Annotated in this window: 28 protein-coding genes and 1 other RNA gene; 12 read left to right on the forward strand and 17 right to left on the reverse strand. The window is 62.8% G+C overall.

The annotated features are described in order from the left end of the window. Nucleotides 1-2: 2 nt before the first annotated feature. From hflC to AC07FD_RS16790, 4 genes are all read right to left on the reverse strand, one after another. The gene (gene hflC, locus AC07FD_RS16775) at nt 3-992 is read right to left on the reverse strand and encodes a protease modulator HflC (protein WP_478350745.1); all 990 of its coding nucleotides are present in this window, start codon (nt 990-992) and stop codon (nt 3-5) included. After that, nucleotides 992-2,098 carry an FtsH protease activity modulator HflK gene (gene hflK / locus AC07FD_RS16780; RefSeq protein ID WP_478350746.1) on the reverse strand — a complete coding sequence of 369 codons (1,107 nt, stop codon included), beginning with the start codon at nt 2,096-2,098 and terminating at the stop codon, nt 992-994. The genes hflC and hflK overlap by 1 nt, the downstream gene beginning before the upstream one ends. Nucleotides 2,099-2,248: 150 nt before the next feature. Continuing rightward, complete coding sequence (locus AC07FD_RS16785; RefSeq protein ID WP_478350747.1) at nt 2,249-2,767, reverse strand: dihydrofolate reductase; 519 nt, start codon at nt 2,765-2,767, stop codon at nt 2,249-2,251. Continuing rightward, a complete protein-coding gene (locus AC07FD_RS16790; RefSeq protein WP_478350748.1) occupies nt 2,767-3,783 on the reverse strand; it encodes a DUF4424 domain-containing protein in 1,017 nt (338 codons plus the stop codon). The genes AC07FD_RS16785 and AC07FD_RS16790 overlap by 1 nt, the downstream gene beginning before the upstream one ends. Before the next feature lie 131 nt (nt 3,784-3,914). On the opposite strand from AC07FD_RS16790, the gene cobF reads away from it, so the two are divergent. Beyond that, complete coding sequence (gene cobF, locus AC07FD_RS16795) at nt 3,915-4,694, forward strand: precorrin-6A synthase (deacetylating) (RefSeq protein ID WP_478350749.1); 780 nt, start codon at nt 3,915-3,917, stop codon at nt 4,692-4,694. A 32-nt stretch (nt 4,695-4,726) separates the two neighbouring features. Here the strand turns inward: cobF and AC07FD_RS16800 are convergent, their stop codons facing one another. The 5 genes from AC07FD_RS16800 to modA all read right to left on the reverse strand — a co-directional run bounded on the left by AC07FD_RS16800 (nt 4,727) and on the right by modA (nt 8,932). After that, a complete protein-coding gene (locus AC07FD_RS16800; protein WP_478350750.1) occupies nt 4,727-5,479 on the reverse strand; it encodes a methyltransferase domain-containing protein in 753 nt (250 codons plus the stop codon). A 405-nt stretch (nt 5,480-5,884) separates the two neighbouring features. Further along, nucleotides 5,885-6,226, reverse strand: a complete 342-nt coding sequence (locus AC07FD_RS16805) for a winged helix-turn-helix domain-containing protein (RefSeq protein WP_478350751.1) — start codon at nt 6,224-6,226, stop codon at nt 5,885-5,887. 81 nt (nt 6,227-6,307) lie between these two features. After that, nucleotides 6,308-7,420 carry a molybdenum ABC transporter ATP-binding protein gene (modC, locus tag AC07FD_RS16810; protein WP_478350752.1) on the reverse strand — a complete coding sequence of 371 codons (1,113 nt, stop codon included), beginning with the start codon at nt 7,418-7,420 and terminating at the stop codon, nt 6,308-6,310. Continuing rightward, the gene (gene modB / locus AC07FD_RS16815) at nt 7,417-8,121 is read right to left on the reverse strand and encodes a molybdate ABC transporter permease subunit (protein WP_477286977.1); all 705 of its coding nucleotides are present in this window, start codon (nt 8,119-8,121) and stop codon (nt 7,417-7,419) included. Before modB ends, modC begins: the two co-directional genes overlap by 4 nt. Nucleotides 8,122-8,137: 16 nt before the next feature. Next, on the reverse strand, nt 8,138-8,932 hold the full coding sequence (modA, locus tag AC07FD_RS16820; RefSeq protein ID WP_478350753.1) for a molybdate ABC transporter substrate-binding protein: 795 nt from the start codon (nt 8,930-8,932) through the stop codon (nt 8,138-8,140). 149 nt (nt 8,933-9,081) lie between these two features. Between modA and AC07FD_RS16825 the strand changes: the two genes are divergently transcribed. Further along, complete coding sequence (locus AC07FD_RS16825) at nt 9,082-9,288, forward strand: TOBE domain-containing protein (protein ID WP_478350754.1); 207 nt, start codon at nt 9,082-9,084, stop codon at nt 9,286-9,288. Nucleotides 9,289-9,326: 38 nt separating this feature from the next. On the opposite strand, the gene AC07FD_RS16830 is transcribed toward AC07FD_RS16825, so the two are convergent. Both AC07FD_RS16830 and AC07FD_RS16835 read right to left on the reverse strand, forming a co-directional pair. Next, nucleotides 9,327-10,121: a thymidylate synthase gene (locus AC07FD_RS16830; RefSeq protein ID WP_478350798.1), complete on the reverse strand. Its 795-nt coding sequence runs from the start codon at nt 10,119-10,121 to the stop codon at nt 9,327-9,329. Between the two features lie 224 nt (nt 10,122-10,345). Then, the gene (locus tag AC07FD_RS16835) at nt 10,346-10,657 is read right to left on the reverse strand and encodes a DUF2853 family protein (RefSeq protein WP_095087099.1); all 312 of its coding nucleotides are present in this window, start codon (nt 10,655-10,657) and stop codon (nt 10,346-10,348) included. 169 nt (nt 10,658-10,826) lie between these two features. Between AC07FD_RS16835 and ssrA the strand changes: the two genes are divergently transcribed. After that, nucleotides 10,827-11,186: a transfer-messenger RNA gene (ssrA, locus tag AC07FD_RS16840) on the forward strand. Between the two features lie 116 nt (nt 11,187-11,302). Further along, nucleotides 11,303-11,854 carry an AAA family ATPase gene (locus tag AC07FD_RS16845; protein ID WP_478350755.1) on the forward strand — a complete coding sequence of 184 codons (552 nt, stop codon included), beginning with the start codon at nt 11,303-11,305 and terminating at the stop codon, nt 11,852-11,854. A 43-nt stretch (nt 11,855-11,897) separates the two neighbouring features. Here the strand turns inward: AC07FD_RS16845 and AC07FD_RS16850 are convergent, their stop codons facing one another. Further along, nucleotides 11,898-13,103, reverse strand: coding sequence for a multidrug effflux MFS transporter (locus AC07FD_RS16850; RefSeq protein WP_478350756.1), 1,206 nt, complete (start codon nt 13,101-13,103; stop codon nt 11,898-11,900). Between the two features lie 189 nt (nt 13,104-13,292). Here AC07FD_RS16850 and AC07FD_RS16855 point away from each other — a divergent pair, with 189 nt between their 5' ends. The 4 genes from AC07FD_RS16855 (at nt 13,293) to AC07FD_RS16870 (ending at nt 15,146) form a co-directional block, all read left to right on the forward strand. After that, on the forward strand, nt 13,293-13,982 hold the full coding sequence (locus AC07FD_RS16855) for a TetR/AcrR family transcriptional regulator (RefSeq protein WP_478350757.1): 690 nt from the start codon (nt 13,293-13,295) through the stop codon (nt 13,980-13,982). A 118-nt stretch (nt 13,983-14,100) separates the two neighbouring features. Then, nucleotides 14,101-14,643 carry an SspB family protein gene (locus tag AC07FD_RS16860; RefSeq protein WP_478350758.1) on the forward strand — a complete coding sequence of 181 codons (543 nt, stop codon included), beginning with the start codon at nt 14,101-14,103 and terminating at the stop codon, nt 14,641-14,643. Nucleotides 14,644-14,658: 15 nt separating this feature from the next. After that, a complete protein-coding gene (locus tag AC07FD_RS16865; protein WP_478350759.1) occupies nt 14,659-14,904 on the forward strand; it encodes a DUF4169 family protein in 246 nt (81 codons plus the stop codon). Nucleotides 14,905-14,924: 20 nt separating this feature from the next. Continuing rightward, the gene (locus tag AC07FD_RS16870) at nt 14,925-15,146 is read left to right on the forward strand and encodes a ribbon-helix-helix domain-containing protein (RefSeq protein WP_478350760.1); all 222 of its coding nucleotides are present in this window, start codon (nt 14,925-14,927) and stop codon (nt 15,144-15,146) included. 162 nt (nt 15,147-15,308) lie between these two features. Here AC07FD_RS16870 and AC07FD_RS16875 read toward each other — a convergent pair whose 3' ends face one another. Continuing rightward, nucleotides 15,309-17,111 (reverse strand): chloride channel protein, encoded by a 1,803-nt coding sequence (locus AC07FD_RS16875; protein WP_478350761.1) that lies wholly within the window; start codon nt 17,109-17,111, stop codon nt 15,309-15,311. Nucleotides 17,112-17,263: 152 nt separating this feature from the next. Between AC07FD_RS16875 and AC07FD_RS16880 the strand changes: the two genes are divergently transcribed. The 3 genes from AC07FD_RS16880 (at nt 17,264) to AC07FD_RS16890 (ending at nt 19,021) form a co-directional block, all read left to right on the forward strand. Then, nucleotides 17,264-17,695, forward strand: a complete 432-nt coding sequence (locus AC07FD_RS16880) for a MarR family winged helix-turn-helix transcriptional regulator (protein ID WP_477302116.1) — start codon at nt 17,264-17,266, stop codon at nt 17,693-17,695. Between the two features lie 123 nt (nt 17,696-17,818). Further along, nucleotides 17,819-18,124 (forward strand): hypothetical protein, encoded by a 306-nt coding sequence (locus AC07FD_RS16885; protein ID WP_478350762.1) that lies wholly within the window; start codon nt 17,819-17,821, stop codon nt 18,122-18,124. Nucleotides 18,125-18,139: 15 nt separating this feature from the next. Beyond that, nucleotides 18,140-19,021: a sigma-70 family RNA polymerase sigma factor gene (locus AC07FD_RS16890; RefSeq protein WP_478350763.1), complete on the forward strand. Its 882-nt coding sequence runs from the start codon at nt 18,140-18,142 to the stop codon at nt 19,019-19,021. A 33-nt stretch (nt 19,022-19,054) separates the two neighbouring features. Here the strand turns inward: AC07FD_RS16890 and AC07FD_RS16895 are convergent, their stop codons facing one another. Then, complete coding sequence (locus AC07FD_RS16895) at nt 19,055-22,951, reverse strand: AsmA family protein (RefSeq protein WP_478350764.1); 3,897 nt, start codon at nt 22,949-22,951, stop codon at nt 19,055-19,057. Between the two features lie 178 nt (nt 22,952-23,129). On the opposite strand from AC07FD_RS16895, the gene AC07FD_RS16900 reads away from it, so the two are divergent. Continuing rightward, a complete protein-coding gene (locus AC07FD_RS16900) occupies nt 23,130-24,116 on the forward strand; it encodes a Dyp-type peroxidase (RefSeq protein ID WP_478350765.1) in 987 nt (328 codons plus the stop codon). A gap of 42 nt (nt 24,117-24,158) precedes the next feature. Here AC07FD_RS16900 and AC07FD_RS16905 read toward each other — a convergent pair whose 3' ends face one another. The 3 genes from AC07FD_RS16905 to AC07FD_RS16915 all read right to left on the reverse strand — a co-directional run bounded on the left by AC07FD_RS16905 (nt 24,159) and on the right by AC07FD_RS16915 (nt 26,744). Then, a complete protein-coding gene (locus AC07FD_RS16905) occupies nt 24,159-24,680 on the reverse strand; it encodes a hypothetical protein (RefSeq protein ID WP_478350766.1) in 522 nt (173 codons plus the stop codon). A gap of 138 nt (nt 24,681-24,818) precedes the next feature. Continuing rightward, nucleotides 24,819-25,325: a hypothetical protein gene (locus AC07FD_RS16910; protein ID WP_478350767.1), complete on the reverse strand. Its 507-nt coding sequence runs from the start codon at nt 25,323-25,325 to the stop codon at nt 24,819-24,821. Next, nucleotides 25,326-26,744 (reverse strand): FAD-binding oxidoreductase, encoded by a 1,419-nt coding sequence (locus AC07FD_RS16915; protein WP_478350768.1) that lies wholly within the window; start codon nt 26,742-26,744, stop codon nt 25,326-25,328. Between the last annotated feature and the right edge of the window lie 92 nt (nt 26,745-26,836).

Raw genomic sequence — 26,836 nt, forward strand, 5'->3', positions numbered from 1 at the left:
CGCTACGGGCTGGTGCTGGGCTGTGCCGCCGGCGCGGCAGGTGCCGGCGCCGGAGCGGCTGGTGCCGTCACCGGAGCGGCTGGTGCCGGCGAAACCGGCTTCGCCGGTGCCTCCTTGCCGTCGGGATCGCGGAAGAAGCGGAAGAACTCCGAGTTCGGCGACAGCACCATGGTCGTCCCGGTGTTGTCGAGCGCCTTACCATAGGCGTTCATCGACCGGTAGAAGTCGAAGAAGGCCGGATCGCGCTGATACGCTTCCGCGAAGGTGGCACTGCGCTGGGCTTCGCCCTCGCCTCGCAGGATTTCCGACTCTTTCTGCGCTTCGGCAACGATCTCGACCACTTCGCGATCGGCGCGAGCCGTGATGCGCTGTGCCGCTTCGTTGCCGCGTGCCCTCAGCCGCGCAGCCTCTGCCAGGCGTTCGGCCTTCATGCGGTCGTAAGTCTGTTGCGAGACTTCCGCGGTGAGATCGGTACGGCGGATGCGGACATCCTCGATCTGCAGGCCGAGCGACGTGGCGTCGGGCCGGAGCTGATCGCGGACTTCGCGCATCATCACGGCGCGCTGTTCGGAGAGCGCGGCCTCGAAATCGCGCTGACCGTAGACACGGCGCAAGGCAGCGTCGAGACGCGTCCTGAGCCGGGCTTCGGCCAGTTCGATCTGACCGGACACGGCGGCACGGAAGACGCGCGGATCCGAGATGCGATAGGCGATGAAGGCATCGACCTCATAGAACTTGCCGCCCGACACCTGGACGCGGATGTTGTCGAGGTCGAAGCGCAGTACACGGTTCTCGATCAGTTGCACCGTATCGGCGTCGAAGAACGAGAACGGCGCCTTGAAGTAGATGCCGGGTTCGCTCTTGACGTCGACGATCTCGCCGAACCTGAGGACCAGCGCCTGCTGGCGCGCATTGACCACGAACACCGACGAGTAGAGCAGGAACAGGATGATCGCCGCGGCGACGACGATGATGGGGAGACGATTGGCCATTACTGGTTACCTCCCGTAGCGGCAGCAGGGGCGGCCGGCGCCTTCGGCTGCAATGCCGGCAGCGGCAGATAGGGAACGACCCCTTGCCCGTTGCCCTGCTCGACGATCACCTTGTTCGAATCCTTCAGAACTCTCTCCATGGTTTCCAGATAGAGGCGCTTGCGTGTCACATCCGGCGCCTTGGCATATTCGTCATAGACGGAGATGAAGCGCTGCGCCTCACCTTCGGCTTCCTGCACGACCCGGTTCTTGTAGGCGGCCGCGTCTTCGCGAACCTGTGCGGCCTCGCCGCGCGCCTGGCCGAGCTTCTGGTTGGAGTACTGGTTGGCCTGCTCGACGAACTTGTCCTCGTCCTGCTCGGCACGCTGCACCTCGTCGAACGCATCGGCCACCTCGCGTGGCGGTGCTGCATCCTCGATCGAGACCGCATTGACGTTGAGGCCGGCCTTGTAGCCATCCAGAGTGGTCTGGATGATCTCGCGAACCGAGGCGGCGATGCCCTGGCGGTCATCGCGGAAGATGTCCTGCGCCGGCCGGCGGCCGACGGCTTCGCGCATGGCGCTTTCGGCAACCTGCCGCAGCATGCCGTCGGGATCGGAGACGTCGAACAGATAGGCCCGGGGGTCGGAGACCTGATAGGCTACCGAGAATTGGACATTGACGATGTTCTGGTCGCCCGAAAGCATCAGGCCGTTGCCGCTGGTGTTGCCGCCGCCAATGTCGACGAGCTGTTCAGAAATCTTCGCCGTCTCGACGGTTTCGAGCGGCCACCAATGGAAATGCAGGCCGGGTTGCGACAGTTCGGCCTTCGGCTTGCCAAAGCGCAGTTCAACCGCGACCTCATCGGGCTGCACGGTGTAAACCGCCTGGAACGCCCACAGCACCACTAATGCTGCCGCGATCAGCGCGAAAATAGCCGGGCTTGCGCCACCGCCACCCGGCAGTGCGCGCCGTAGCCTGTCCTGGCCGCGGCGGATGATGTCTTCGAGATCGGGAGGTGAGCCCTGCGGGCCGCTCGGTCCCTTTGGTCCCTGCCCCCAGGGTCCCTGATTGTTGCCGCCGCCGCCCCATGGGCCGCCGCCGCCGCTTTTATCGTTCCAGGGCATGAATGTCCTTTCGCATGGAATTCCCTCAAGCGCCGGTATTATAGCGCGAAATCCAGTATCGTTCTTCTATAGGGACGCCACGAGACGCTTTCAACGCGATGCGTTGCCGACTTCGTCCGATTTGGCCCGGTCGCGACCCTTTGTCGTCTTTCAATGCACGTCGCGACGGCGCTCGTAACCCGAATAGCGCGTCGCGTGGCTGTCCTTTTCCCCCGCCGGAATCTCCTGTGAGCTGACCATACGCCAGGAATTGGGATCGATCGGCGGGAAATGCGCATCGCCGTCGACCGCTGCCAGCACATGGGTGACGTGCAGCCGGTCGGCCAGCGGCAGCGCCTGGGCGTAGATTTCACCGCCACCGATGACGCAGACCTCGTCCACACCGACCATGCAGCGCCCGCGCACCGTCGCCAGCTGGATCGCGGCCGCGAGCGAATGCGCGACCTCGATGCCCTCGGCGCGCCAGGCCTTGTCGCGGGTGACCACGATGTTCAGCCTGCCCGGCAGTGGCCGACCGATGCCTTCGTACGTCTTGCGGCCCATGATGATCGGCTTGCCCATCGTGTCGGCCTTGAAGCGCTTGAGATCGGTCGACAGGCGCCAGGGCAGCCCGCCATCCCGCCCGATCACGCCGTTCTCGGCAATGGCAACATAAATCGCGACATGCATCAGTTGGCATCCCCGCCATTGCTGTCCGTCGGATCGAGAAGCAGGATGTCGATGTCGTGCTCGGGATAGAAATCGTCTGCCGTCATCTCGAACGTCGTCGGCCCGACCTTTTTGACATTGTCGCCGCAGAACGAGACCAGCGCTTTCGGATTGACCTTGTCGACGGTCAGCTTGAACTTGCCGATGGTGCCCGCCGCCCAGTTGCCGCCGGTGGTCAGGATATAAGCGATGCGGCTTTCGTTGTACTGGGGATAGCCGTCTGGACCATCCTTCGCCGCCTTGCGCACCGCGTTCTCGAAGGTATCGTCCATGCAGTAACGGGTCTTGTAGCTGGCGTATTGGCCCTGGAACTTGCCGTCGAAGAAAAAGCTGACCGAAGACGTGCCGCCGACGCTCGGCTTGTAACGGTGCGAGACATGAACGTCCTTGTTGGCCGGAAAGGTCGAGCGCCACCAGTAGGTCGACCGCAATTGCCAGAACGGCGCGTAGTTGGGTTTCGCGCCGGGGCTGTCGTCAATCGTGTCCTCGATGATGATGCCGCGGTTGACCCAATCGTCGGCCACCGCTTGCGGCAGCTTTGCCAATGCGGCCTTCGCCTCGTCGCCGAACGGGTTGAACGGCACATTCTGAGCCTTCAGATCGGCACCGATGTCGATGCCGAGCGCGAACACCTTCTGCTCGAGCTGGGGGTTGGCGGCGACACCGTCGATCGTCACCTCGAAGCCGAGAAAATTGTCGCTCTGATTTTCAGGAATCGCCGGCATCTCCTCGGGATCGCCCGAAATGTCGGGCATCGGGAAAGCGACGATCGCGTCGACATCCTTGTCGGTGTTGTTGTGGAAGACGTAGTCGACCGTCACCTTTTGCGGCGAGATGAAGAGGTCCTCGCTTTGCATCGACACGGCATCGCTGCGCGACAGGATCAGGCCGCCGGTGCCGAGCTCGGCAACCGAATCATTGGCGAATGCAGGCGCGGCTGAAAGCGCCAGCACGGCGGTCAGGACGTATCGCAACATGGAAGCCCCCTCGGCTAGAATGCCTACACGACCCTAGCCGTTTCAATGTGGCGTTTCAAAGCCCTTCCGCATCCGCGGGCGCGCCATGACGCTCTGGACTAACAGGTTTCGATCGGGCAGGAGATCGTTCCATGCGCAAGCTTCTCGTCATCGGCATCGGCGCCGGCAATCCAGACCACATGACCGTTCAGGCCATAAACGGCCTCAACCGCGCCGACGTGCTGTTCATTCCCGACAAGGGCACGAAGAAGAACGACCTTGCCGACCTGCGCCGCCAGATCTGCGATCGCTTCGTCACCAACTCGAAGTCGCGCCGCGTCGAATTCGACGTGCCGGTGCGCGCCGAGCCGGCGCCCTCTTACCGCTCGACGGTTGACGACTGGCACGAGGCCATTGCCGCCATCTACGAAGCCCTGATCCGCGACGAGATTGCGCAGGATGGCTGCGGCGCCTTTCTGATCTGGGGCGATCCCTCGCTCTACGACAGCGCGCTGCGCATCCTCGAGCGCGTGCGCCTGAGAGGCAATGTCGCGTTCGAACTGGAGGTCATTCCAGGCATCACCGCTATCCAGGCGCTTGCCGCCAGCCACAAAATGGCGCTGAACCGCATCGGCGATTCCGTCCTCGTCACCACCGGCCGCCGCCTCTCCCAGGAGGGCCTGGCCGACAATGCCGGCAGCACCGTCGTCATGCTGGACGGAAAATGCGCGTTCAACACGCTTGCCGACAAGGATGTCGCTATCCATTGGGGCGCCTATCTCGGTACCCCGGACGAGATTATTCTCTCGGGCCGGATCGGTGATATCGGCCCGGAGATCGAAAGGGTCCGCGAGGAAGCCCGTCTGCAAAAGGGCTGGATCATGGATACGTATCTGCTGCGCAAGCCTGGCGAGCCGCAGGACGATCGGTAATTTTCAGGAACCGAAGGTCCAAACCTAACGACCTACGCCTGCCGTCGTTTCAAAATTGCGCAGAATTCAAAGTTGTTGTGCGGCGTGGCATAGACTTGCTCGACATCCAGCCCGATGAGACCGAGATTGGAAAGTGCCTGTATGCCGTCGCGGAAGCTTTGCGGTGTAAATTGCCACGCGTGAACATCGACGTATGCCCCGCCGGAATTGTCATATTCGCTCATGGCCACGGAGACGGCAGCAATATTCTGCCGATAAACCGGCAGCCCATGATCTCCGGCCCAATGACGGGCAGCGTCATTGTGCGTGATCAGGGCTCTGTGTTCGATGATGCTCTTTACGCAGTGAACGCTGTTGCCCCGAGCGTTGATGAAATCTGCAATTGAGCTCTCTGGAATGAAGTGATCGAAGCAATAACGCTTGTCCGGTACAATCAGGAGGTATCTGCCTGTCGGCACGAGAATCCTCTCGACCTGTCTCAGATGGTGGATCAGATCCGGTTGATGCTCGATGCAGTGACTGCTCAGGCAGAAGTCAAACGTCTCGGCGACGATACCCAAATCGCCGGTGCTGGAGACATAGTCGATATCCACAGGGGCGGTGGAGTATGGGTAGCCGACCGCATCCGCCCTCTTGATCAGGCCCTGCTTGTCCAAGACGTCGAGATATCTGACGTTTGGACCCCGAAGCGTTGGGTTGGTGAAAGGCCCGATCTCAAGGGCTGATCTGCGTCCGACAAGGGCAGTCAGGTCGTTTCGGTGAAACTCTGTGGGGCCGGCGTCCATTCGAATTAGCCCGCGCCTGAGCAGCGGCAGCAGTCTTCTCAACAGGGGAAGCGAGGCAAGCCGCGCCCGCATTGCGCGAGGCAATAGCCGCCAGACATTCGTTAGCCGATGCAGTACCCTCATCGCGCAGCACCTCGTCGTGTTGAGTTGTTGCTAGTGCTGCGCTGCTTCCAAGATCATGGCCTCAGTTTCCTCGATGTATCGAGTGCTCAGGGGGCCGATCTGCTGTGCATCAACGTGTCGTCTAACCAAGAGGTGCCAATTCTAACCAAGAATCCGGAGCCGGACAACTGGCCCACGAGGGCACAAAGCAACCGTTGCGATGATGTTGTTGGCACCGCCCTGTCGGCCTCTGGTTGGCGCGGTGAACTGCGCCAGGGCGTGCCATCTTCCGCTCGGCACCTTTCATCCGGCATCGATTTCAGCCTGCAACGCCTCCATGTGCGTCGCAGCCGCAACCGCCGCCGCGCGCTCGATGGCACGGAAGCGGCTGACAACCGCAAGACCCACCGCCGTCAGTTGCGCGCCGCCGCCCTTGCGGCCACCGGTCTGCGCCGCGACCAGCGGCTTGCCGAACACCCGGTTCATGTCTTCGACCAGGTCCCAGGCATGCTTGTAGGACATTTCCATGCCACGCGCCGCGGCAGAGATCGACCCGAAGGCGGCGATCTGCTCCAGAAGCTCGATCTTGCCCGGTCCGATGCGCCCGTCGGGGTCGAGATTTATCCGTAAGCTCAACGACGGCATTTTGGCTCCTCCGCGGTCACGCCCGATCCCATACTAAAAGCTCTTCCGCGATACCGCTATTCCAAAAAAACATAGCGATGGTCAGCCATCCGCTTCGACGGACAGGCCGGCGCCGGTGTTTGCCCGGTCGAAACTCACCGTCTTGACCACCGCGAAAACCTTGCCGCCGAGCCGAAGCTTCAGCCCCTGCCGCGACTGCTCGGTGATGCGGGCAAGCACGGTTGCGCCGTTGCAGTCGATGCCGACCTCGACTGTCGCGCCCTCGCCCGGACTGATGGCGACAATGGTGCCCGACAGAATGTTGAGCGCGCTGAGGCCTGTCGGTTTCTGCGTTGCGATCATCACGTCGCGGGCGCGGATGCGGACGCGCACACGCGCCCCTGTCTTCATCGCCAGCAGCGGCACCCGGATCTCGCCGGCGGTCGAGCCGAGCACGGTCATGCCGAAAACCTCGTCATGGTGCAGCACCTTCGTGTCCAGCACGGCGCCGCCCTCGGCGCGCTCCTCCGCCGGCAGCAGGTCGAGCCTTTGCATCACCGCCTCTGTCGGTCCGCTGGCGATGACATGGCCTTGCGCCAGCGTCACCACGTCGCTGGCCAGCCGAGCCACCTCGGCAACCGAATGGCTGACATAGACGATCGGGATTTTCGTCTCGTCGCGCAGCCGCTCGATATAGGGCAGGATCTCGGCCTTGCGCGCCTCGTCGAGCGAGGCCAGCGGTTCGTCCATGAGCAGCAATCTGGGGCTGGCCAGCAACGCCCGGCCGATCGCCACGCGCTGCTTCTCGCCGCCCGAGAGCCTTGCCGGTCGCCTGTCCAGCAGCGGGCCGATGCCGAGCAATTCGACAACGGCATCCATCTCGGCGTAGCGCTCCGTTGCCGGCGTGAACCAGCGGCCATAGCGCAAATTGCTGGCCACGCTCATATGCGGAAACAGGCGCGCATCCTGAAACACCATGCCGATGCGGCGCTTGTGCTTTGGCACGAAAATGTCATCGCCCGTATCGACCAGCACGCGGCCATCGACCTCGATGCGCCCTTTGTCGGGCCGGATCAGCCCGGCGATCATATCGATCAGCGTCGTCTTGCCAGACCCGGAAGGTCCGAACAACGCCGTCAGCCGCCCGGCGCTCTCAAAGCGAACATCGAGGCTGAAATCGCCGAGGCGATGGCTGATGTCGACGAGGACGGTCATTCAATGTCCATCCGCCGTCCGACACGCCGTGCCAACACCTCCGAAGCGACCAGTGCGGCCATCGAGATGACAATGGAGATCAGCGTCAGCCTGAGCGCGCCTTCATCACCGCCCGGCACTTGCGTGAAGGTGTAGATCGCCGACGGCAGTGTCTGCGTCTCGTTGGGGATGTTGGACACGAAGGTGATGGTCGCGCCGAACTCGCCCATCGCCTTGGCAAAAGCCAGGATGGCTCCGGCGATCAATCCGGGCAGGATCAACGGCAGCGTGATGGTGGCGAACACCCAGTAGGGATTTGCGCCGAGCGTTCCCGCCGCCGCTTCCATCTTGCGGTCAACCGCCTCGATCGATAGCCGGATCGCGCGCACCATCAGGGGAAAGCCCATGACGCCGCAAGCGAGCGCCGCACCCGTCCAGCGAAACGAGAAGACGATGCCGAAATGCTCGGCCAGGAAAGCGCCGGCCGGCCCTCGCTTGCCGAAGGTCAGCAGCAGCAGATAGCCCGTCACCACCGGCGGCAGAATCAGCGGCAGATGGACCAGGCCATTGAGCAGCGTCTTGCCCCAGAATTGTCCTCGGGCAAGCAGCAGCGCGATCAATATGCCCGGCGGCAGGCTGGCGAGCATCGCCACCGTCGCCACCTTGATCGACAGCCGGACCGCATTCCATTCGTCGGGAGTGAGGTCCAGCAGCCAGTTCATGCGTTGGTTTCGTACCTCAATTGCTCGGCGTCAGGACAGTAAATCCCTGCTCCTTGAACAGCGCACCAGCCTTGCCCGACTGCAGGCATTTCAGGAAAGCCGGCGTATCCTTGTCCTTCGAATCGGCGGTCTGGGCAACCGGATAGATGATCGGCGGATGCGAATCCTCCGGGAAGGTGCCGACCACCTTGACGCCCTTCTCGGCGTGCGCGTCGGTGGCGTAGACGATGCCGAGGGCGGCTTCGCCGGTCGAAACCAGCTTCAGCGCCGCGCGCACATTCTCGGCCTGCGCCACCTTGCCTTCGACCGACGACCAGACACCAAGCGATTCAAGCGCGGCCTTGCCGTATTTGCCGGCCGGCACAGCCTTGAAGTCGCCCATGGCCAGCTTGCCGTCGCCAATCAGCTTGGCAAGGTCAAAACCCATCTCGATCTTGGTTTCAACCGTCGAGTCCTTCGGAGCCACCAGCACGATCTCGTTGCCGAGCAGCTTCACTTCGGTGTCCGGCTTGGTCAGCTTCTTGTCGGAGAGATACTTCATCCAGTCGAGGTCGGCCGAAATGAAGACGTCGGCAGGTGCGCCGCCCTCGATCTGCTTGGCCAGCGCCGAACTTGCGGCGTAGGAGACGGTCGCGGCTCCGCCGACATCGGCCTCGCATGCCTTGTTCACCGCATCGAGCGCGTCCTTGAGGCTGGCCGCGGCAAACACCACCACCTTGTCTTCCGCATGCGCGGCCGGCACTGCCGCCATCAGCGTCGCGGCAAAACCGCCAATGGCGATCGCTCTCAATCCGAAACCTTTGCGCGTCATGGAAAACTCCCCTGGGTTTGAAATCCGATCGGCTCGAAGCCTGCCAACCGATATATCCGCATGAATATAACAAGGGAAGGCCCGGTACCCCTGTGCGACATCGATTGTTCTGGTAAGACGGGCAAAGAAGCCCTGGAAAGGAAACTCCGATGAAGATCAGCGCCCGCAATATCCTCAAGGGAACGATCACCGAGATCGTCAAGGGAGCCACCACTTCGCATGTCAGGATCGACATTGGCGGCGCCGTCGTCACCGCCTCGATCACCAACGAGGCCGTCGCCGATCTCAATCTCGAAAAGGGCAAGCAGGCCTATGCCGTGATCAAGGCTTCGGACGTGATGGTCGGCATCGACTGATCGGTGCCCGATTTCGAGGGTGAGCCGATCGGCGGGGCTTAGACCGCGATCGGCGCCTTGATCGACGCGTCAGCGACGTAGTTTTCCAGCCGGAAATCCTCGAAGCGGAAGGCGAACAGGTCCTTCACCTCCGGATTGATCCACATCGTCGGCAGCGCCCTTGGCGTGCGCCGCAACTGTTCGCGCGCCTGCTCGAAATGGTTCGAGTAGAGATGCGCGTCCCCGAGCGTGTGGACGAAATCGCCCGGCTTCAGCCCGGTCACCTGCGCCACCATCAAAGTCAACAGCGCGTAGGAAGCGATGTTGAACGGCACGCCGAGGAAGATGTCGGCGGAGCGCTGGTAGAGCTGGCAGGAAAGCCGGCCCTCGGAAACATAGAACTGGAACAGGCAGTGGCATGGCGGCAGCGCCATGGCTTCCACCTCGGCCGGATTCCAGGCTGAAACGATCAGTCGCCGCGACTGAGGATTGCGGCGTATCTCTTTCAAAAGATTTGCTATCTGGTCGATGGAACCGCCATGGCCATCCGGCCACGAGCGCCATTGCTTGCCGTAGACCGGGCCGAGATCACCATTCTCGTCAGCCCATTCGTCCCAGATCGAAACGCCATGGTCGGTGAGGTATTTGATGTTGGTGTCGCCGGCCAGGAACCACAGCAGCTCATGGATGATCGACTTCAAATGCAGCTTCTTGGTGGTGGTGACGGGAAACCCACGCGCCAGGTCGAAACGCATCTGGTAGCCAAACACGGAGCGCGTGCCGGTACCGGTGCGATCGCCGCGATCGGCACCGTTGTCCAGCACATGTTGCAAGAGGTCGAGATATTGGCGCATCGGTTCCAGCTTGATTCGAGATTTCACCAATCATAGCGCATGTGTGAACTGACGCCACGCTTGTCTGAAGTCTTCCCCGGCGGAGAGACCTTTTTCAGAATTCGCTCTGGCGAGTCGAATAGCGTGGTTTTCGAGAACCGGAGCGGAGCGTACTGAAGTACGTGAGCACCGGAAGCGCAGAAAACTGCGCTAGTCGGCCGCCAGAGTAGAATTATCAAAAGGTCTCAGAGGGAGCCGAGTTTGCCCAGGTCCTTTGCGACCAGGTAATAGAAAGTCACCCGGTTCTTGGTGTTGTCGGCGGCCATCGCCTTGCAGACCTTTTCGATCGACGCGTCAGCCTTCTTGTCGTCTGATATGCCAAGCTTCTTCGACACCCAGCCGGCCTTGACGCGGTCGAGTTCCTTCGGGTCGGTGCAGGACACCAGCGAGGAATCGCGGTTCCTGAGCGCAATGCCCAGGTGCTTCACGATCTTGTCGACCACGTCGGCGCTTGCCGCGGCGTCGTATTTCTTCACGTCTGCAAGATAGTCGGCCATCGAAATTCCCCTCGTCGGCGCCACGGATCCGATCGATGAGGGTTGTGGCGCGCTGCTGCAACCTGTGCGCTAGGTCGGTAACTCCTCACCATCGCAAAGCTTCGGTTGAGACAGCGCCCAAGTCAACCCTTGGCGATATGGTTTTGGTGTGGGGACAAAGTGCCATTGCGGCCTTTCATTTTCCGCGATCGGCCCCTATATTCGTTTTGTCGGCTTGACCGACTATGGCGATAAATGGGCGATGAAATAAGCCGTTCGGACCCGGGGGCGGTACCCGGCGCCTCCACCAAAAGCCGCTGTTGAGAACAGGGCGGTTTTTGCTGGGGGCGAAATAGGATCGACGAAGGTGTAAAGATCGTACTTTTGCCCGGCATTGTACCACCGTCATCGGGCTAAACCTGTAGTTGCAAATGACAACTATGCGGAAGCACGTCTCGCCGCGTAAGCGGTGCGATAGCTTCAATTCAAGCCCTAGAGGTTCGCACTTCTAGGCGGGGTTCGGAGGTACCTGGCAACAGAAACCTCCACTTCTCCCCTCCTTCAATACGCCTCACGCGCAACGACAGCTTCGGCTGATCAGGCCTTTTGCACCTCCCATGGCCGCGAAGGGCGCAGCACCGCGTGCCCCTTCTCCATGGACAAAAGATGCAAAACGATTCCGATCGATTCTTCGTGCTGACCGGTGGTCCGGGCTCCGGCAAGACTACCCTGATCGAAGCCTTGCGCCGGGCAGGCTTTGCCACCTCGGTCGAAGCCGGCCGCAGCATCATCCGCGACCAGTCCGCCACAGGCGGGACTGCCCTGCCCTGGCACGATCGCGCGCTGTTCGCCGAGCTGATGCTGTTGTGGGAGATGCGCTCCTATCAGGTCGCGTGCGACCAGATAGGCCCGGTCTTTTTCGATCGCGGCGTGCCGGACACGCTTGGTTATATGCGCCTGACGGGCCTGCCCGTTCCCGAGCACGTCATGCATGCCGCCCAATGCTTCCGCTACGCCAGTCGCGTCTTCATTGCCCCGCCATGGCCTGACATCTTCACGCAGGATGCCGAAAGAAAGCAGACGCTCGACGAGGCCGAGCGCACCTATCATTCGCTGGTCAATACCTACGCCGAACTAGGCTATGAACTGGCCCCGCTGCCTTTGGCGCCGGTCGAGGCGCGGCTGCACTTCTTGCTGGCCGAGGCAGGATTGAGATAAAAAGGCCGGGCAAGCCGGGCCTTTTTTCATCAATTGCGATCGCTTATTCCGCAGGTGCCTCGACGGGTTCGCGCGCACGGCCGAGCGTGAACTTGGCCAGCGTGAAGGAGATCACCGCGCAGAGCGTGATGCCGGCCACCATCGGCAGCGGCGTACCGTCGAAGAACACCCCGGCGACGCCCATGGCGACCGCACCGATGGCGAAGTGCAGCGTGCCCATCAATGCCGAAGCCGTGCCGGCGATCTCGCCATGCTCTTCCATGGCCAGCACCGAGGTGGTCGGGATGACCAGGCCGAGGAAGCCGTAGCCGACGAACAGCAGCGCTGCCATCACGTCGAGCCGGTCGATACCTGTCGCCATCATCGCGAACAGCACCACCATCGTCGTCGCGTAGCCAGTCACCGCGACACGCACCACGCGCCGTAGCCCGAAGCGCTCGGCCAGCAGACCCGTCAGCTGCGACATGCCGATGAAGGCGACCGCATTGATCGAGAAGAACACGCTGTAGACCGAAGGTGAAAGCCCGTAATGGTCGATCAGGATGAACGACGAGCTCGACAGATAGACGAAGAAACTCGCAATGCCGAAACCGGCGATGGCCACCAGACCGAGGAAGTTGCGGTCGCCCATCAGGAAGCGGTAGCCGGAAAGCGCGGTTGCAAATGAGGAACCGGCGCGGTCTTCCACCGGCCGCGTCTCCTTGAGCGAGGTCGCCAACAGGATGGTGGCAAGCACTGCTGCACCCGTCACCGTCCAGAACACCGCACGCCAGCCGAAATTCTCGATGATCTGGCTGCCGGTCAGCGGCGCCAGGATCGGGGACACCGAAAACACCAGCATCAGCAGCGACATCAGCTTGGCAGCCTCATTGCCGGTGTGCAGGTCACGCACGATGGCGCGTGGAATGGCCATGCCGGCGCTGGCGCCAAGGCCCTGCAGGAAGCGGAAAGCGATCAGCCATTCGATGGTCGGCGCCATTGCCGAGCCGATGCCGCCGATCATGAACAGCGCAAGGCCGCCATAGAGCGGCAGCTTGCGGCCGACCATGTCGGAGATCGGCCCAACGACGATTTGGCCAAAACCCATCGACAGGAAGAAGATCAACAGGCTCATCTGCACGGCGGCGGTGCCGGCGTGCAGATCCGCGCCGATCGAAGGCAGCGCGGGAAGATACATGTCGATGGCGAACGGGCCGATGGCGGACAACAAGCCGAGCACGACCGCAATGCGGAGGAATTTGGGACTCATGATAAAGGCTTCTTTCGAATCTGGTTGCCGCCGCGGGCCGGCGGGTAACCCAAGGACGTTCCATCCCCTGAAATTCCGACTCTCCAAGAGCGAATTCTCTTCGCCTCTCCGGAGCCAAATCTCTTCGTATTGTGTCCACAAATTTAGACACTCTTGTCTAATTCGTCAATCACCTCTATATACATTTCTATGAAGCTGCACGTTTCTCCTGACACTTTCCCGCCACGCGGCCATGAGGCCAAGCGCATATCGATCGTCGACGCCGCCGCTGGAGTCTTCTGTCGCGAAGGTTATGCCGGCGCCAACATCGACCTGATCGCGGTCGAGGCCGGAGTCTCACGCCAGACCGTCTATAACCATCATGGCGATAAGGAAAAATTGTTCGTCGCCGTGGTGCGCGATCTGACCGAGCGCTGCAATACCGGCATTTTCGCCACCATCGCCACCTTCCCCGATCAGCCCAAGGACCTTGAGGCCGATCTGATCGGCTTTGCCGTGCGCCTGAACCAGAACTGCATCTGCAACCGCGACGGAAAATTCCTGCGCAAGCTGATCCAGACCGAAGGCGAGCGCTATCCCGAACTGTTTGCCGAGTGGCTCGAGCAGGGCCCAGGCCGGACATGGCCGGCCATCGCCGCCCGCTTTGCGAGGCTGGCTTATGGCGGTTACCTCGCGATCGAGGACCCCGATGTGGCGGCGCGTCAGTTTCTCGGCCTCGTCAACGCCGAGCTGCAAACGACCTTCATGCTCGGCGGCACGCCGCGCGAGGACGAGGTGCTCCTGTCAGCGACCAATGGCGTGCGCACCTTCCTGCGTGCCTTTGGCAAGCGCCGGTCCGTCACATCGGTTGAAAAGCAGGCCGCGCTGGCCAGCGCCTGAGCGATCAAATCGTCGGCAATAGTCCTCGTCTCGATGCGGAGGTGATCTATATGCGGTTTACGCCGCGCTCAAGCTTGATTACAGCTATGCGGACGATTCAACGGAACCCGACCGCCACATGGCCGACGACCACATCCGCTACGACATTCTCGCCCAGGAGGCGTTGCGCGGCGTCATGCGCAAGGTCCTGGCCGAAGTCGCGCGCACCGGCCTCCCCGGCAACCACCACTTCTTCATCACATTCCTGACCGGCGCGCCGGGCGTGCGCGTGTCGTCGCGGCTGCGCGAGCGCTATCCCGAGCAGATGACGATCGTCATCCAGTTCCAGTATTGGGACCTGAAGGTGACCGACACCGGCTTCGAGGTCGGCCTGTCCTTCTCCGACGTGCCGGAGAAACTCGAAATCCCCTTCTCGGCCGTACGCGGCTTCTATGATCCTTCGGTCAATTTCGAACTCGAATTCGACGTCAAGACGGACGGTGTCGCAGCCGAGGAACTAGCCGCTGAAGCCTCGCCAGAGCCACTGACCATCGTCTCCGAGAAAAAGCCGAAGGCCGAGAAGAAGGCCGCCGCCGCCGAGCCGGAGAAGAAGCCCGCTGCTGCCGACGCCGCCACTAAGGGCGCCGAAGTGGTCTCGCTCGACGCCTTCCGCAAGAAATAGTCCACGCTTCGCGCCATGGCCGACATCGTCAACCTCCGCCAAGCCCGCAAGCAGAAGGCGCGGGACGAGAAACTGCGCGTCGCCGAACAGAACCGGGCGCTGCACGGTCGTTCCAAGGCCGAAAAGGAACGCGACCGCATGATCGCCGACAAGAGCGACAAATTCGTCGCTGGCCACCGTCGCGAACCCTTTTGCGACAAAGACAACCAGAGCTTCGCCCCGAAAAGCGCGCAGCGGCTTTCGGATGAATCAGATGCTTAGAGCAAAATGAGCACTCCGCCGTGAGCGCCGTGGAAAAGCGCTCGGTGACCATTCGCGGTCACCGCACCAGCTATTCGCTGGAAAAGCCCTTCTATGACGATCTCGTCGCGATCGCAGCGATCAGGAAGCTGACGCTCGCCGCTCTTGTCGCCGAAGTCGACGAGACGCGGCCCCGCGACACCAACCTGTCTTCGGCTCTCCGGCTCTTTGTCCTGCAGTGGGCAAAGCGCGGCGCCGGCTAAATCTTTGACTTTACGCACTTCCGGACGGAAAACCGCTACACACTTTTCCTGGAATTGCTGCTAGAGCGGTTCACCGTTTCCCAGAAACGGCGAACCGCTCTAACTCGTTGTTTTGACGCAATTCCGGACGGAAAACCGTCTCACACTTTTCCTGGAATTGCTCTAGAGGCTCTCGACCACGTCCGCCTTTTTCCTGCGTCTGATACCGAAGGCAAGCAGGGTCGAGCGATCGCGTTCCTCGGCCTGTTTCCTCGACCGCACGCGCATCAGATCCTTCCAGCCGACATAACCGACCAGCTGCAGGCCCTCACGGGTGACGACGGGCAGATGGGACACGTTGGCCAGCAGCAGCTTGTCGGAGAGACCCTCCAGATACTCATCTGGATAGGCCAGCGTAATCTTGCTGCCGGCCAGCAGCTCGCCAAGCGTCGTGGTGCGGTGCGTGCCGGCGCGTCTCCAGCGCAGGATTGCCGGCGGATCGATGAGACCAAGCACATGACCGTTCTCGTCGACGACGGGAAAACTCGGATGCCGCGTTTCCGGCGCCGTCAGGAATGCCGCCGCGCCATGCAGCGTCATCGCAGCAGGTACGCTCTCGACCTGAGAGGTCATCACCTCGCGCACCCTGGTCAGGGCGAAGGGATCGACGCGATATTCGCGAACCAGATGGTGTCCCCTTCTGGCGATCTTCTCGGTCAGGATCGAACGCTTCATCAAGAGCACGGTGACGGCATGTGCCGCCGCGCAGGCTGCGATCAGCGGCACCAGCATGTGCGTGTTGCCGGTCAGCTCGACGGCAAAGAAAGTTGCGGTCAACGGTGCCCGCATTGTGCCGCCCATGGTCGCGGCCATCGCCAGCAGCGCCCAGAAGCCCGGATCGGCCGCATTCAGAACGCCGGCGAGCACCGCTCCCATCGCCCCACCCATGATCAGCAGCGGTGCCAGCACGCCCCCGGACGTTCCCGAACCGAGCGCCACCGACCAGATGATGGCCTTCACCACCAGGAGGATGAGTGCCGCGGTGGCGACCGTGCGGCCGTCCAGCATGTCGGTGATGTTGTCATAGCCGACGCCGAGCGCCTGCGGCTCGATCAATCCGCCTATGCCGACCACCAGGCCGCCCAGCATCGGCCACCACATCCAGTGAATGGGCAGCTTCTGGAAGCCGTCCTCGCAGGCATAGACCATCTGCGTCAGCAGCCCCGACAACAGGCCGGCCGCAACGCCGATCGAGACCCAGCCGGCAAGGCCGACAAAGGACACCTCCATGCCGCCCTGAAACGGAAAGATCGGCCCGGGCAGATGCAGCATGGTGCGCTCGACCTCGGCAACGATTGCCGCGACCGCCACGGGAATGAAGCTGCGCGGGGTCCATTCGAAAAGCAGCAGTTCGACCGCCAGCATGATGGCCGCGATCGGTGTGCCGAAGACCGTGGTCATGCCGGCCGCCGCACCTGCCACCAGCAGCGTCTTGCGCTCATTGTCGCTGACCGGCAGCATTTGTGCGATCAGCGAGCCGATCGCGCCGCCCGTCATGATGATCGGGCCCTCGGCGCCGAACGGGCCGCCCGAGCCGATCGAAATCGCCGACGACAGCGGCTTCAGGATCGCAACCTTGGCGTCGAGCCTTGAGCGCCCGAGCAGGATCGCCTCGATGGCCTCTGGAATACCGTGGCCGCGTATCTTCTCGCTGCCGAAGCGCGCCATCACGCCGATGATCAGCGCGCCGATCACCGGGACGACGACAGAGGCATAACCCAACGGCGTGTCCTGCAGCTTCAAATCGGCAAGCGTGAACTGGCCAAAATAGGCAATGTTTGTGGCAAGCCGGATCAGTTTCAAAAGCGCGATGCCGGCAAACAGCCCCGCCGTCGCTACCACCACGGCGATGGCGGCAACGAGCAGCACCCTGGCATCGGTGGTGAAATCCCTGAGATGACCGGGATTGGAGTGATTGGGCTTCATGACGGACTTTGCTTTCTGGCGGCGAGCCGTATCACGCGGCATGGTCGAGGCGGCCAGCCGGCTTTGTCGGCTGGATATGTATCGTAACACGATATAAATATTCAAGCCGGTTTTGCTCGAAATCCGTTTGAGCTTTCCCGGAAAACGAACAAATGTCTGGTATGACGCAGCCACAGAAACCACGCCCCGCCATCAAGCAGTCCGACTACCAGCGGCTGTCCGAATTTCGCTACCTGATCCGCCGCTTCCTCGAATTCAGCCAGATCCAGGCGGAAGACGCCGGCCTGACGCCGCGCCAGCATCAGGCGTTGCTTGCAATCAAGGGATTCCCGGGCGGCGGACCGGTGACGGTTGGCGATCTGGCGGAGCGCCTGCGCATTCGCCATCACAGCGCCGTCGAGTTGGTCAACCGCCTTTGCGAGGCAGGACTGGTGGCAAGGGATCAGGATAAGGATGACCATCGCCGCGTGCTGCTACGGCTGACCGAGCGCGCCGACGATTGCCTGGCCGAGCTGTCGGCAGCACATCTCGACGAGCTGTCACGCATCGAACCCATGCTCAAGCGCCTGCTCGTCCGCGAGTGACGCGCCGGCGTCGTTGCGGCACGGCAGCGAATTATTCCTGGCACCCTGAATCCTTGGGCTTCCCGGGAACGTCTCGACAGGAGTGGGCCGGCAAGGCGAAACACGATCCAAGGAACAACCACGATGAAACGCCACCTGATACGCTACAAAACCAAGCCGGAGCAGGCCGATGAGAACGAGCGGCTGATCAAGGCCGTTTTCCAGGAACTGAGCGATAAATCTCCGGACGGCATCCGCTATATGACATTGCGGGCCGGCGACGGGACCTTTGTCCATCTGGTCGAAACGGAAACTGATGCCCACGCCGACCTCATCACCGGGCTTGCAGCATTCGAGGCCTTTCAGAATGGCATCCGGGACCGTTGCATTGAGCGCCCACAACGTGACGAAATGACCGTCGTAGGCAGCTATCGGATGCTGGGCGAGTAGTCGGGATAGAGGCGCATGAACATACCTGGCGATATCCGCGAGTCGTTCGATCGCCTGTTCGGGGAATTGCGCCCCAAGCTGCACCGCTACTGCGCCCGCATGACCGGCTCGGCCATCGACGGTGAAGACGTGCTGCAGGAAGCCCTGGCCAAGACGTTCGAAGCCCTGCCCAACACCGGCCCGATAGCGAATCCGGAAGGTTGGCTGTTCCGCATCGCCCACAATGCGGCGCTTGATTTCCTGCGCCGTCGCGCCCGTGAAAAGGCCTTTTCCGATGAGGATCCGGACATGATCGTCGACCCGGCCAACCCCACCGTCGATCGTCAGGCCGCGGCCGCCGGCCTGCACACCTTCATGCGCCTTCCCGTCGCGCAGCGAAGCAGTGTCATCATGATGGACGTTCTGGGCTATTCGCTACAGGAGATCAGCGCCATGCTCGACACCAGCATTCCTGCCATCAAGGCAGCGCTGCATCGTGGCCGCGGCCGCCTGCGCCAGCTCGCCGATGAACCCGAGGATCGCCCTTCCCCCAGGCTGAGTGCGTCCGAACGCCTGCTCCTCGACGCCTACATCGATCGCTTCAACGCCCGCGATTTCGACGCGGTGCGCGACATGCTGGCGGACGAGGTGCGGCTGGAACTGGTGGCCAGGGCGCGGCTGAATGGCCGCGGGCAAGTGGGCGCCTACTTCCGCAATTATTCGTCGGTCCAGGATTGGCGTTCCGTGCCGGGCTTCGTCGAAGGCAGGCCGGCAGTCCTTGTCTGCGATCCAAGTGACCCGACGGTGCGGCCTTCCTACTTCGTGCTGCTGGGATGGCAGGCGGGCAGGCTTGCCGCCATTCGCGATTTTCGTCACGCCCGCTACGTTGCGGACAGCGCCGAGATGTCCGTCCTCTGACGCGCAATTGTTCAGCGCCGGCGGCAGTTTCCGCTACTGCAACGACTTCAGCAGATTGTCGATGGTGAACGGATTTGACTTCGGCTTGGCCGGCGGCGGGTTGTCGTTGGCCTCCGGCAGCGGCGCACGCTCCACCTTCGGCGCCTGCTGCGCGGCCTTGCGTTCGGCCTCGAGCCTTGCCTTTTCCTGCGAGGCGATGCGTCCCGCCTCCTCGTCTGCTTGCGCCTTGGCTGCCTCGTCGGCGGCCTGCTGCTGGGCCGCGGCCTCGGCGTCTGCCTGGGCTTTCGCTTCGGCATCGGATTTCGCCTTTGCATCCGCTTCAGCTTGGGCCTGCGCATCTGCTTGGGCCTTTGCCCTGGCGTCGGCCTCGGCTTTCAGCCGCGCCGCTTCCTCCTGTTGGCGCAGTTCCTCGGCCGCCCTGTCGCGTTCGTCCTGCAACGCCGCGTAGTAGCGCACCTCGCGCCGCAGCCGCTGCTTTTCGAGCAGCGCCGCCTGCATCGCCTCGACGCGCTGCTGTTCCCTTTCCAGCGCGCGCTGGGTCAGGAACTGTGCCAGCGGCTCGCTGTCGAACTGCCGTTTCACGGCGCCGAAAGGCCCCTCGGCGGTGAAGTTCACGACCGGCTCGGAGCCGACCAATGCCTCGTCGCCGGGCTGATAGGTGATCGCTCCCTTGGCGGAAACCATGGCTGCGTTGAGGTCCGCCGCAATGTCGGCGGACAAGGTCGCCGCCGGATTCTCCAGGCTGATAGGCGGCACCCGCAGCGTGCCGCCGGCGATCGTGAAGGCGACATCGGTATCTTTGGCGGAAAAACTGCCATCGGCGGCGATCTGCGGCGCGAAGCCGGCGGTCTTGGCCGCATCGATGTCGCGCCCGATCGCATCCGCCTTGGCGAGAAACGCGCTGAACGCATCGGGATTGACGCCGGCCACCTGCAAGCCTTTCAGCGTCGCCGTGCCGGAACCGGACAGCGCGGCCACCATCGCATCGACCGATTTGCCGCTGGTCGACAGCGCCGTCGAGAAATCGCCATTGCCGCTGATGCCGGCATCCGGCAGCGCGGTCGCCAGATCGGCGCCCGTCACCTTCATCTGGCCAGTGAAAAGTCCGGTGCCGTCAGTGTTCTTCAGTTCGAACAGGCCGGTCAGCGCCCCATTGAGGAATTTCGCCTTGAGGTCCGAAACCCGGATGCCTTCCTGGTCGAGCTTGAGCGAAAAGCCGGCGTCATAGGCGGTGGCGAAGGGGCCGACGGCGAGTGCCGCCGTCGTCAGGTCGAGGTCGGCGGTGAACGGCAGGCTGGATTTCTGGCTAAACGGAGCGGCCGGCCAGCCACCCTTCTTATCGCTGAGGAAGGCGGAATCGCCGAACAACGCCACCGCCGTCGGGTCGAGATCGAGTTCGTCGAGCACCAGCGCGCCGGCCAGATGCGGCACGCCGTCCTTGCCGTCGACCCCCTCCTTCACATCGAGATTGATGTCGCCGGACACCGCCGCCTCGTTGAGGGCGCCACTGAGATCGCCCAGCACCAGCAGGCCGTTGCCATAGTCGCCCTGCGCCGTGAACGACGCCGACATGCCGGCCCCCATGCCCGGCAGGCCAATGCCGGTCGTCATCAGCCACGGCTCGATGTCGGCGGCATCGAGGCTGAGCTTGCCTTTGACGGTAGCCCCTTGCGGCGTGTCTGCAACGGTTCCCTCGAAACCGGCCTTGAAGTCGTTGCCGGCGAGGCTGAAAGTCGTCGCCAGACCACCGCCAAGCGTGCCCTTGGCCTGAACGTCCGTGCTCGCCTCACCCAGCATGCCGAGCGGCAGCGCCGGCAGGCCGTAGAGCGCCAGCAGCGCGGTGGCGTCAGGGTTCCTGGCGTTGAAGGTCAGCGTCACCGGCGCTTCGAGCAACTTGTCCGTGGCTCCCTTCCCCGACAGCGACGCCGAAAAGGCCGAGCCGCCGGCCTTGCCTTGGCCGCTCACCGCCAGCCCCGTGGTGCCATCGCCATTGTCGGCGGCACTTGCCACAAGGTCGACGCGCGCATCCTGGAACAGCTCGGGATAGGCCGCCGCACGGCTTGCCAGCCCCTTCAGCACGGTATTGTCGGGATAGTGCTGGGCGGCGACGTCGACCAGCGGCTTGAGATCGACGGCAACCACCGAAGCGTCGAGCTTGCCGGTCGGACTTGCCGGAAAATCCTTGATCCGGCCCGTGGCGCTGATCGAGGCGCCGGCCAACCCGCCCAACGACAGTCGGTCGATTTCAAGCAACCCGTCGCGCAGCCTCAGCGCCGTGTCGACCGTGTCGGCGGTCAGGCCGCCGGCGCTGACCGGCCCGGCCTTGATCTGGAAATCCAGGTCGCGGTCGGCAAAGCGGTTGGCGCCCTTGTCGCTGACGAAGATCGAAGCGAAGGCTGCCAGCCCGTCGACATCGAGCTCACCGCCTTCGAGCCGCATCAGCACCGACGATTTGGCATCGTCAGGCTGGCTGGAATCGATACTGCCGGAAAACTTCGCCTTGCCCAGGATCAATTCGAGATCGCTGAAGGCCTGCCGCTTTTCCGTGAGATCGACCGTGGCCTTGAAACCGGCGGCCGGCAGACGGCGGATCGCCTCGTCGACATCCTTCGACAGCCAGGCGGCAAAGCCTGAAGGTTGCGCCACAGCCAGCAGCAGCGAGCCGGTGAAGCCGAAATGATCCTCGACGCTGAGCATGCCGTTGGCTTCCAGCGTGGTGCGGCCAGGCAGTGTCGCGGCGAGCGATTCCACCAACCAGCCGCCATCGGTCGGCTCGGCGGAAAGATGGACGTCGCGCACCGTGGTATCGCCGGCGACCACCGCCGGCAGCTTGACCTCGACGGTGCCGGGTATGGTTGGCTTCGGCAGCTCGTGCAACGCTTGCTCAAGCGCCGCGATGCGCTGGTCGAGCGTCGCGCCGACGCCGGCCTCGGCGCCCACCGCCTCGTCGAACTGCACCTGCGCGCCACTGGCCTCGATGGCGAAGCTCGGCTTCAGACCGAGATCGACCGAAGCCTTGCCGTCGGCGGTGTACGGGTTGTCGAGCGGACCGGTCTCGAAGCGGAATTCGTCGACACCGAGCTTCTGGTGGTCGAGCGAAAACTTGCCGTTCAGCCGAAAGCCCGGATCGGGCTTGCCAGCACTGACTTTCACCGTCTCGCCGTCGTTGCCGCGCAGCGCGGTGCTGTTCTTGTCGACACCGGAGATCTTGAACTGGCCGGAGTAGACCGCGGCACCTTTGACGATACCGGCATTGCCGTCGGTTTCGATGACCAGCGGATAGGCATCGGGATCGGCCTTCAGCCGAAGCCGCATCTGCCCGGTGCCTTCGGCCTTGCCGGTGGACGCCACGACCGTGGTGCGAAGGCCGTCGAGCCGCAGTGTGCCGTCCATGCGCCATGGCCCGGCCAGCGACTTGGCCGAGATCGTCGAATTGATCTCGGAGATGAGATGGCTGCGTCCGCCGGCGGCATGGCTGAGTTTGATCTGCCCTTCCGTCACCGTCAGCTTCTCGATCGAGATCTGGTTGAGGTCGAAGGGCGAGGACGGCCGCATCGCCCAGTCGACGGTACCGTTGCTGGCAATATCGATGGTCGCTTTCGGCCGCACCAGCCGCATGTCGAAGATCAGCACCTCGCCACGCAGGAAGGGCGCCAGTTCCGCATCCATCGAAAACGTCTCGACGGTCATGGCCGGCTGGCCATTCGGGCCACCGGCGACGGCGACATCGGAGAAGGTCACCGACGGGAACGGCAACAGCCGCGCCGTGGCGTCGCCCCGCACGGTCACCTTGCGGCCGAGAACGGCGCTGGCCTCGCGCTCGAAATCGGCGCGGTAGCCGGTCCAGTCGACAAAATACGGCACCACCAGCGCCGCACACAGCACCAGCACGAACAGGCCACCGAAGATCACGAACAGACGTGCGAGCATCAGCTCCAAACGGGTTGATTGAAATTCTGCCGCACTCTACCTGCATCCGCGTGTCGATAAAGAGGCAATTCATCCAGCGTTGCGTGATGTCTCATCCGCAGGTTGCGTGATGTCTCATCCGCAGTTGCGTGAAGTCGGATGATCTGAAACAAATCCTGGAAAAGCGGAGATTTTTCGGATGTCAGGGAAGAACTGGGACCGCGTGCCGATCGATGCGCAGAGCGTCGATGCTCCACTGTCGTTGTCGGCGGTCTTTCTTGTCGTCACCGTCGCCGGCGAGCAAAGCGCTCTGGCCAAGGTCGCGGCCGTGCTCGGCGGGCTTGACGATCTCGTCAAGACTGTCGGATTCCGTGACCTGTCCAGCCACCTGTCCTGCATTGCCGGCATCGGCCGCGAGTTCTGGGATCGTCTCTCTCCAGACCGGCGGCCGCTGGAGCTGAGATCGTTTGCGCCGATCAAGGGCGCGGTTCATTCGGCGCCGTCGACAGCGGGCGACCTGCTCTTCCACATCCGCTCCGAACGGCCCGACATGTGCTTCGAGTTCGAACGCATTCTGCTCGACAGTCTCGGTGACGGCGTGACGGTCGTCGACGAGGTCTCGGGGTTTCGCTATTTCGATGCGCGTGACCTGCTTGGCTTTGTCGACGGCACGGCCAACCCGACCGGCCTCGATCTGTCCGCCGCGGCGCTCGTCGGCGATGAGGATGCCGCCTTCGCCGGCGGCAGCTATGTCGTCGTTCAGAAATATCTGCACGATCTCAATGCGTGGGCGCGAACCCCAACGCCCCTCCAGGAGGAGATCATCGGCCGCACCAAGATCGACAACATCGAAATCGATGATGACGACGCGCCGCGCAAGTCGCACAAATCGCTAGCCACCATCGAGGATGCCGACGGCAACGAATACGACATCCTGCGCGACAACATGCCCTTCGGCCAGCCGGGGCGACGGGAGTTCGGAACCTATTTCATCGGCTATAGCAGGTACCTCTGGGTGATCGAGAAGATGCTGCAGCGAATGTACATCGGTGACCCGCCAGGCGCTTACGACCGGCTGCTCGATTTCTCCACGCCGCATACCGGTGCGACGTTCTTCGCGCCAACCCGCCCCATGCTGCAAACACTCGTCGAGGGCGCGCAGGGAAAGCCTGCCGCCGCACGATAGGCAGGCTTCCTCAACGGTTTCAGCCGGCGATCATCGGGAACTTCAGCGTGCGTCGCGCTTTGCTTGCGCCACCTTGGCCGCCTTGCGCTGCCGGCCGAGTTCCATCGGCCGGACCAGATCCGGCGCCCGCCGGTTTGCCACCGACCGCATGCCCTTGCGCGCGGTGCGCGAGTTGAAGGCGGCGCCGTCCGGCGCAGCCCCTTGTTTCATGGCAAATGCCTTGCGCGCATTCTCGATCAGCGAAACGCTGGCCGCCAGCTGCCGGCGCCGTTCGGCCTCGCCATTCAGCCGCCGCATCGCCATGGCCAGCACCGCAAGCTTGAGCTGCGAGCCGCCGTCGGCTTTTGAAGCGACAGCGCCTTTCGGCGCGCCCTTGCCGCGGATTTCGCGCCGACGGCGATGCGCTTCGGTCTGCGCCTTGTCGCGCCGCTCCCGCAACAGCTTGACCAGACCGGCAAGGTCGGCGTCGGAAAGGTCCTGCACCACCGGATGGTGCGACTTTTCCACCAGATCATGTTCGTCGGCGCTCAGCGCGCGCGCCTCTTCCTTGCGTGAAATCGCCATGAAACTTTCTCCTCCGCTGACAGGCCTGTTGGCTCCAAGTCTTTCTGCGCGCTGAGCCTCTGCCTCAAAACCGCGGCGGTCAAGAAAGCCTTCCGGGCGATGCACCGAGGCCCGATGCCACGGCCCGCGCCTGTGAGGTTAGGCGAGCGAGTGTCCGACAGTCTCCATCAGCACGGCCAAAACGGCCCCTTTGTGAAGGCTGGTCGAAAAACTCTTGGCAATGAATTCCAGCGTCGAGTCTTGGAATGTCACGATGAAATGCCGATAGCCTGAAAACAAGTCGGGCTTGTGGGACGAATGAACTCGGTTCGCTTTTTCCAGCGAAGCGATCCAAGACGAGTTGAGAACCTCGAATCCCTCGTAAGGCCGCAAGCCCAACGCATAAAGACGGTGTCCGCTGATGGCTTCGTCGTTCGGCGGTCCGAATTGAAATGACAGATAAGGGTCTGCCGTCAGGATGGCGACAGTCTGGTTGCCCGTCACCGACGAAACCGAGCGCGGATTCGTGCCATCGAATGATGGATCCGGAACATTGACGATATAGGCAACGAGCAGCCTGCCCTCATCCGCAAACGCATGCGGAAGCGGCGCGCCGGCGGACGATGGCGGCACATCGATCGGCAGTAATGTCTCGGCTGTCGACATCTAGTGGCCGACGCCCGGCAATATCTTGCCCGGGTTCATGATATCAAGCGGATCGAGCGCCTGCTTGATGGTGCGCATGATGTCGACGCCGTGCCCGAGTTCATGGCGCAGGAAGCCGATCTTGCCCTGACCGATGCCATGCTCGCCAGTGCAGGTGCCATCCATGGCGATCGCCCGCATATTGAGCCGCGCGACGAATTTTTCCGACAGCGCGATCTCCTTGGGGTCGTCGACGTCCATCAGCACCAGCACGTGAAAATTACCGTCGCCGGCATGGCCGACGATCGGCGCGATCAGCCCCATCTCGGCGATATCGGCTTCGGTCTCGGTGACGCATTCGGCAAAGCGCGAGATCGGTACGCAGACATCGGTCGACAGTCCCTTGGCGCCCGGCCGCAGCGTCAGCGACGACCAGTAGGCGTCGTGCCTCGCCTTCCACAATTTCGTCCGCTCCTCGACGACACTGGTCCACAGAAACGGCCCGCCGCCATTCTCCTCGGCGATCATGCCGAAGGTCTCGGCCTGCTCGGCAACGCCGGCGTCGCTGCCGTGGAATTCGACGAAAAGGCACGGGCTTTCGGGATAATCGAGTTTCGAATAGTTCTTCATCGCCCGCATCTGCAGTGCATTGACCAGTTCGATGCGCGCCACCGGAATGCCCATCTGGATCGTCGCGATGACCGCGTTGCAGGCCGCCTCGACACTCGGGAAGGGACAAACGCCGCCGGAGATCGCTTGCGGAATGCCTTGCAGCTTCAGTGTCAACGACGTGATGATGCCAAGCGTGCCTTCCGAGCCGACCAGCAATCGCGTCAAATCGTAGCCGGCCGAACTCTTTTTCGCTCGTTTGCCGGTCGTCACCGTCTCGCCGTCGGCCATGACGGCGGTCAGCGACAGCACGTTCTCGCGCATCGTGCCGTAGCGCACCGCATTGGTGCCGGACGCCCGCGTTGCCGCCATGCCGCCGAGAGAAGCATTGGCGCCTGGATCGATCGGAAAGAACAGGCCGGTGTCGCGCAAATGCCGGTTCAAATCCTCGCGGGTAACGCCAGGTTCGACTGTGCAGTCGAGATCCTGCGGATTGACCGCAAGGATGCGGTTCATTCGCGACGTGTCGACCGAGATGCCGCCTCCCGGCGCATTGGTGTGGCCTTCCAGCGATGAGCCGACGCCGAAGGCGATCACCGGCACCCGATACACGGCGCAGGCGCGCACGATCTCCTGCACCTCGGCCGTCGTCTCCGGGAAGGCGACACCATCCGGCGCCTGCGTCGGGATATAGGTGGTGGTGTGCGCGTGCTGCGAACGAATGGCCTGGCCGGTCTGGAAGCGCTCACCGAGCCGCTGCTTGAGGATGCCGAGCACCGCCGCGATGCCTTCCTCGTTGCGTTCGACCGGATTGAGGTCGCTCAGAGCCATGAATTCCTCCGCGAATGGACCAGCGCGCACCCTTGTTGTGCATCTATGGATGATGCGCTCGGCAATTCCAGGAAAGGCGTGGAGCGGCTTTC

The organism is Mesorhizobium waitakense (assembly GCF_056431085.1).